5 protein-coding genes and 2 pseudogenes are annotated in these 6,721 nt (G+C 66.5%); 1 reads left to right on the forward strand and 6 read right to left on the reverse strand.

Annotated features, from left to right (window positions below; translation table 11 throughout):
- The 6 genes and pseudogenes from JCM9942_RS08935 to JCM9942_RS08960 form a co-directional block, all read right to left on the reverse strand.
- Positions 1 to 196 (reverse strand): annotated as a pseudogene (locus tag JCM9942_RS08935) (4-hydroxythreonine-4-phosphate dehydrogenase PdxA); the annotation flags it as partial.
- A 3-nt stretch (positions 197 to 199) separates the two neighbouring features.
- Positions 200 to 1,537, reverse strand: coding sequence for a peptidylprolyl isomerase (locus JCM9942_RS08940; RefSeq protein WP_054659131.1), 1,338 nt, complete (start codon positions 1,535 to 1,537; stop codon positions 200 to 202).
- On the reverse strand, positions 1,534 to 3,912 hold the full coding sequence (gene lptD / locus JCM9942_RS08945) for an LPS-assembly protein LptD (RefSeq protein ID WP_054659137.1): 2,379 nt from the start codon (positions 3,910 to 3,912) through the stop codon (positions 1,534 to 1,536). Before lptD ends, JCM9942_RS08940 begins: the two co-directional genes overlap by 4 nt.
- A gap of 99 nt (positions 3,913 to 4,011) precedes the next feature.
- Positions 4,012 to 4,931: pseudogene (locus JCM9942_RS08950) on the reverse strand (histone deacetylase family protein).
- Positions 4,932 to 4,990: 59 nt separating this feature from the next.
- On the reverse strand, positions 4,991 to 5,545 hold the full coding sequence (locus tag JCM9942_RS08955; RefSeq protein ID WP_054659133.1) for a cob(I)yrinic acid a,c-diamide adenosyltransferase: 555 nt from the start codon (positions 5,543 to 5,545) through the stop codon (positions 4,991 to 4,993).
- A gap of 12 nt (positions 5,546 to 5,557) precedes the next feature.
- Entirely contained in the window at positions 5,558 to 6,139 is a 582-nt protein-coding gene (locus JCM9942_RS08960) for a hypothetical protein (RefSeq protein WP_054659135.1), read from the reverse strand.
- Positions 6,140 to 6,256: 117 nt separating this feature from the next.
- On the opposite strand from JCM9942_RS08960, the gene JCM9942_RS08965 reads away from it, so the two are divergent.
- Positions 6,257 to 6,721: FAD-dependent monooxygenase (locus JCM9942_RS08965; RefSeq protein WP_172675083.1), on the forward strand; the 465-nt coding region annotated here is incomplete at its 3' end.

Consider the following 6,721-nt stretch of genomic DNA (forward strand, 5'->3'; position numbering starts at 1 on the left):
CGGGCCGTGACGCCTGGGCCTGTTCGGGCAGCAGCTGCAGCGGCAGATCGAGCGCGGTGGCGGCCGCACGCAGCGTCTCGGGGTCCGCAAACGCCAACAGCCGGCAATCACTGCGCGGCTGTTGGGCGAGGCGAATGCAAAGTTCCGGGCCGATCCCGGAGGGCTCGCCCGGAACCAGAGCGAGCTGGGGAATCATCGGTCAGGGCTGCTGCGGAGTTTCGGCCGTGTTTTCGGCACGATCACCGCTGCGGAAGCTGACATAGGCCTCGCCACGCAACTCCTGCAGGAAGCGGTTGTACTCGTCTTCCAGCTTGCGGCGGCCGATGGTTTCGCGGATCTGGGCGCGCTTGTTGTCATCGGTCACATCGGTCTGGCGCGAGGCCACGCGCTGCACGATATGCCAGCCGGCATCGGTGCGGAACGGCTGGCTGACCCCGTTGTCGGCCAGGCTTTCGACCTGCTGGCCGAAGTCCGGGCCGAACGCATCGGCCGGGAACCAGCCCAGATCGCCACCTTGACCCCGGCTGTTGGCGTCATCGGAGGATTCCTTGGCCACGGCCTGGAAATCGGCACCGCCGACGATGCGCGCGCGCAGGGTTTCGATCTTGGCCTTGGCGGCGGCCTCGTCCTGCTGCTCGGTCACCCGCGCGAGGATGTGGCGGGCGTGGAACTCGGTCACGGTACGGGTGTCGCCGGCGTTGCTGTCACGCACTTCCACCAGTTTCAGCAGCTGGAAGCCGCTGGGGCCGCGGATCGGGCCGAGCACATCGCCGGGCTTCAGCGTCTTGATCTGGTTGGCGAACGCGTTGGGAATCTCGTCAGCGCTGCGCCAGCCCAGATCGCCGCCTTCCAGCGCATTGGGGCTGTCGGAATAGCGCACGGCCGCGGCGGAGAAATCCAGCTCGCCCTTGTCCAGCAGGTTCTTGATGCCGTCGACCTTGCTCTGGCCGGTGCTGATCTGCTCGGCGGTGGCGCCTTCGGGCAAGGCCACCAGAATGTGGGCCAGATGGTACTGGGTGCCGCCGGCGTTCTGCTGGGCCAAGGCGGCGTCCACTTCCCCTTCGCTGACGCTGATGCGGCTCTGCGCGAAACTCTGGCGCAGGCGCTGCACGATGATCTCCTCGCGCACGGACTTGCGGAAGTCCTCGAAGGAAATGCCGTCCTGGGCCAAGCGCTGGCGCAGGCCCTCAAGCGAGGTGCCGTTCTGCTGGGCGATGCTGCCGATGGCCTGGTTCAGTTCCTGGTCGCTGACCCGGATGCCACTGCCCTCGGCGCGGGCGGCCTGCAGCTTGACCAGCACCAGACGCTCCAGCACCTGGCGCTCCAGCACCGCATCGGGCGGCAACTGGACTTCACGGCCGGCGTACTGGCTCTTGATGTTGTTGACCGCGCGCTGCAATTCACTCTGCAGCACCACATCCTCGTCGACGATGGCGGCGATACGGTCCAGTGGCTGCAACTGCTGGGCAACCACGGGGGCGGACACGCCGGAAAACGCCAGCAGTGTGGCGAGGATTGCAGGTAGGGTTTTGGTCATGGAATCAGATTCGGATCGTAGTCGTCGTCGTTCGCTTCGATGTTGCTGGGCGGAACGAGGTACAGGTCGTCTCGGTTGTAGCCGAGAATAGCACGGCGCAAGGTGCGGTCCGTGTCCTGCCCGACCGAGCTCAACCCCTTGAGCACAAACTCGATCTGGAAGGAGTTGTTGAGATCGCCCTCGCGGTTCTTCACGTAGCGACGGGCCAGTGCACGCACCGCCAGACAGCAGCTGTCCCACTGCACGCCACCGATGATTTCCAGCGGCTTGCGATCGGTATCCAGCAGCGAATAGTAGTAGCGGCCGACCACGCTCCAGCGCGGATTGATCGGGTACAGGAAGGAGAAGTCCACCTGTTTGAGCTGGTCCGAGCCATTACCGGGATTGCGCCGGTAACGGTAGTTCACGTTGACCACGCCGTCGTCCGGAAGCAGGTAGCGCGCGCGCAGGCTGGCCAGGTCCTCCTTGCGGAACTTGGGGTTCCACTGGTAGCTGGTGCCGACTGTCCAGCGGTCGGTCACTGCCCAATTCATGTCCGCCACCCACGCCGACTTACCCTGGTCCAGCACCGGGTCATTGGGATTGAGCGTGACCCGTGAATCGTCGAAATAGCTGATCTGGCCGATGCTGGCCGAGAGCTTCTCGCGACCATCGGCCTGGCGGATCAGGCGCGTGGTCAGCGCCGTGGTCAGCTGGTTGGCATCGTTCTGGCGATCGGCGCCGGTATAGCGGGAGTCGCGGAACAGCTGGCCCCAGCTGAACGTGAAGGCGCGCGTGTCGAACAGCGGTATGTCGCTCTGGTCACGGTAAGGCGTGTTCAGGTAGAACACCCGCGGTTCCAGCGTATGCAGATAGGACTTGCCGCCGAGGGTGGTCTCGCGGTCGAAGAACAGCCCGGCATCGATGGTGGTGATCGGCAGGCTGCGGGTCGGGTTGCGCTCGCCGCTGAGGCCGTCGGCCAGCTTCCTGTCCAGCTGGTAGGCGGTATAGCGCCAGGCCAGGGTCGGGGTGATGTACCAGGACGCGCCGGCCAGCGGCATCGAGACGTAGGGCTTGATGTCCAGGCGTGAACCGCCGGGCCTTTCAGACACACTGCCATCGCGCTCGTATTCGCGGTCCGCGCCGAACTTGCCATGGATGTCGTCATGGGTGAAGCGCACCGCTTCGGCATAGATCCCGGCTTCGAACCAGCGGCCGAAGCTGTCGTCCCAAGTCGCGTACAGGCGCGGCTGGCGGCTGTAGGGGAGCGAGGCCTCGGTCAGGGTGTAGTCGGTCAGCTGCCAGTGGTCGGCCATCAGGCCGGCCGTCCAGGTGCGGCCGGTACCGTAGATGCCGGCGGTGCTCTGCAGGTTGGAGGCGGTGACACCCAGCAGGCGGTTGGCGAAGTCTTCCAGGTAACGCTCGTCGCTGACCCAGGCCAGGCTGGAGCGCGCCTGCCAATGCGTATCGATGTTGTGGTAGCCGCTGAACTCCACTTTGCCGCGATCACGGTCGCGCAGCGAGTCATTGGGCATGTAGGCGGTATCGAGCTGCCCCCGGCCGCCGGAGTACAGATAGCGGAACTCGTTGTCCAGCATCAGCCCGCGCTTGCTCATGTAGCGCGGTGTCAGGGTGTCGTCGTAGTTCGGCGCCAGGTTGAAGTAGATCGGCTGGGCGTAATCGAAGCCGTTGCGGCCGGACAGGCTCAGCTTGGGATAGAGCAGGCCGGTCTGGCGGCGGTCATCGATGGGAAACTTGAAGTAGGGCGCATACAGCACCGGCACCTTGCCGATCCTCAGTACCGCGTTGCGCGCGGTGCCGAAGCCCTCGTCGTTGTCCACTTCGATCTGTGGCGCGACGAGTTTCCAGATCGGCTGCGAGGGATCGCAGGTGGTGTAGGTGGAATGGTGCATCTGCCCGATCGCGCCCTGCAGGTCGATCGATTCGGCACCGCCATTGCCCCGGCGCGACACCAGCTGGTACTGGATGTTGCTGATCTTGTGGGTGTCGCTTTCCTGGTTGCCCTCGGCGCGCTCGGCCACCATCCGGATCGACGAATCCGAATAACGCACATTGCCCTCGGCGATGTAATTGCCGGTCTCCGTATCCAGACGCAGGTTGTCGGTGCCCATGAACTGGTCGCCGCGCTTGAGGATCACGTTGCCCTGGTACTGGGGGACCGTGCTGGTGCCGGTGAGCTCGTTGCCCTCGATGTCGGTGGGCAGCTGCTCGCGGGCCGCGGCGGCGGCCTTGTCGGCCTGCGGGGCTTCGTTGAAGGCGGGCAACACCTCGGTGGCTGGGCACAGGCCCCAGTTCACCGGCTTGTCATCGGCCATGGCAGGCAGACAGATGGCGATGCTCAGGGGCAGGGGCAGCAGACGGAGGGCTCGGCGCACGCGGTTCGATTTCAAAGAAAACGGCCGCTAGCTTGCCGCATCACCTGCATGGGGGCAATGAAGAGTGTCGCGCAGAGCCGGGCAGGGTTCATGCGTGGGCTAGGGGGCCAGCAGGGCCCCGACATGGGCCACGCTGCATTCGCCCAGGGCGTGCAGGTCGTAGCCGCCCTCCAGCATCGACACCACCCGGCGGCCGCCATGGCGGTTGGCGATGGCGACCAGCTCGGTGGTCAGCCAGGCGAAATCCTCGGTCTCGACCATCAGGTCGGCCTGCGGGTCACCCCGGTGCGCGTCGAAGCCGGCCGAGATGAGCAGCAGCTGCGGGCGGAAGGCGTCTATCTGCGGCAGCATGTCGTCGGCCCAGGTGTTGCGGAAGCGGAAGCTGTCACTGCCCGGCGGCAGCAGGATGTTGCAGATGTTGCCGACTCCGCGTTCGCGCATGTTGCCCGAATAGGGAAACAGCCCGGACTGGTGGGTGCTGTAGTAGGCCACCTTCGGATCGGCTTCGAAGATGTCCTGGGTGCCATTGCCGTGATGGACGTCGAAATCGACGATGGCGATGCGTTCCAGGCCGTATTTGTCGCGGGCATAGGCGGCGGCGACGGCCACATTGTTGAACAGACAGAAGCCCATCGCGGTATCGGCGGTGGCGTGGTGCCCGGGCGGGCGCACCGCGCAGAAGGCGCGGTTGTGGTCGCGCTCCAGCATCACCGCATCGACCGCGGCCACCCCGGCACCGGCGGCATGGACGGCCGCGCGGCCGAGCCGGAAGAGGCGAAGGTGTCCAGGTCGATGCGTCGCAGTGGCGCGGTCTGCACCTGCAGGATGTTGTCGATCAGCTCGCGGCTGTGCACGGCGGACAGCTCGCCCAGTTTGGCGGCCGGCGCCTCGCGCCATTGCAGCTGATGCGGGAATGCGTCCTGCAAGGCGGAGATCACCGCGCGCAGGCGCTCCGGCGACTCGGGGTGGTCGATACCGGGGTTGTGTTCAAGGCAGGCGGGGTGGGTGAATACCAGCATGTCCGCACTGTAACGGTCGACGCCGCGCAATGCGCGGCGTCAGAAGGGCGGGCCGGGAATCAGCCGCGACGGCGCTCGTGGTTCCACAGCACTTCGCCATGGCCGTCGGCACGGGCCAGGACACGGGACAGCACGAACAGCAGGTCCGACAGGCGGTTGAGATAGCGCACGGCTTCACCGCGCACCTCCTCCACCCGGGCCAGGGCGACGGTCTCGCGCTCGGCGCGACGGACGATGGTGCGGGCCAGATGGCAGCGTGCCGCGCCTTCGCCGCCCGCCGGCAGGATGAAATCCTTCAGCGCCGGCAGGTCGTCGTTGTAGCGGTCCAGGTGCTGTTCCAGGGCGTCGATGTCGGCGGCATGGATGGCAGCATGGCCGGGAATGCACAGCTCGCCGCCCAGATCGAACAGCTGGTGCTGCACGGTGGTCAGCAGTGACCGGATATCGTCCGGAATCTGCACGGCCAGCAGCACGCCGATGGCCGAGTTGGCCTCGTCGACGGTGCCGTAGGCGTTGACCCGCAGCGAATCCTTGCCGGTGCGGCTGCCATCGCCCAGACCGGTGCTGCCATCGTCGCCGGTGCGGGTGTAGATCTTGGAAAGACGGTTGCCCATTGTCCGGCGCCCTCAGTGCGCGGCGCGGTTGGCGGCCGGCTGCCTGCCGGCCACCTCCACCAGTGCCTGCACCACGGCAGCGCCGGTGGTGTACAGGGCGGCGGTGCGCAGGTACGGCAGCAGCCAGTCGGTGTAGTTCTTGGCCCAGCCGGCGAAGGTCGGTTCACTGACCGCGGCGCTGATCCAGTAGAAGCTGCCCTGCGCGATCAGGTGGCACAGCGCCACCGAGCCGATCAGGGTGCCGGCCAGCAGGCCCAGCGACTTCCAGCTGGTACCCGCGTAGCCGCGGCGCAGCAGCATGCCGCCGGCCCACATCGCGAAATAGGCCGGAATCAGCATCCAGTACGCGGCCGAGACACAGTAGTGCTGCCAGAAGCTCATGCCCTGGCTGGAAATCACCGCCCAGTCCACGGCCACGGCCAGCGCCATCAGCGCCGGGAACGCCCGGCGGGTCCAGCTGCGCAGGTAGAAGCCGCCGATGAAGAACACCGCCCACGAGGCATCCGGGACCGGTGCGAAATGGTTGATGCGGGTGCCGGCCATCAGCAGCACGAGCAGTGACAGGATGAGGGCGCGTTGGACGTTGGCGGTCATGTCGATGATCGGGTTCCGTTAATCAGACGGCCATTCTAGCCGCTGTGGCGGGAAGCTGCGGTTGCGGCGCCGCATCGGCGCGGCGAACCGCCGGAGCGAACGCTTTATCATTGCGCCATGAGCAATAACCATGACGTAGTGATCGTCGGTGGCGGACTGGTCGGTGCCAGTCTGGCCATCGCACTGGACCGGCTGGGGCTGGATGTGGGCCTGGTCGAGGCCACGCCCGCCGGCGCGCTGCCGGCGGTGTTTGACCAGCGCAACCTCAGCTTTGCCGCGGCCACGGTCAACGCGCTGACCGGGCTGGGGGTGATGCAGCGGCTGGTCAATCCGGGCGGGCCGATCCGTCGCATCCATGTCAGCCGTGCCGGTGATTTCGGCCGGGTGGTGATGCGTGCCCAGGACTACGGCCGCGAGGCGTTCGGCCAGGTGGTGGTGGCCCGCGATTTCGGTGATGCCCTGGAAGCCGGGCTGGGCGCGCTGAAGCAGCTGACCCGCTACCGCCCGGCGAAGTTTGTCGGCCTGGGGGATTGCGCTGACGGCCGCCGCGAGGTGGTGATTGCCGGCTATGCCGGCGAGCAG

The organism is Stenotrophomonas pictorum JCM 9942, from assembly GCF_001310775.1.
Taxonomy (GTDB): domain Bacteria; phylum Pseudomonadota; class Gammaproteobacteria; order Xanthomonadales; family Xanthomonadaceae; genus Stenotrophomonas; species Stenotrophomonas pictorum.

What these genes read in the sequence shown, in the direction of transcription:
- JCM9942_RS08955 (WP_054659133.1), bottom strand. Translation starts at nt 5,545, where the DNA reads ATGGGCAACCGTCTTTCCAAGATCTACACCCGCACCGGCGACGATGGC.
- JCM9942_RS08960 (WP_054659135.1), bottom strand. Translation starts at nt 6,139, where the DNA reads ATGACCGCCAACGTCCAACGCGCCCTCATCCTGTCACTGCTCGTGCTG.
- JCM9942_RS08940 (WP_054659131.1), bottom strand. Translation starts at nt 1,537, where the DNA reads ATGACCAAAACCCTACCTGCAATCCTCGCCACACTGCTGGCGTTTTCC.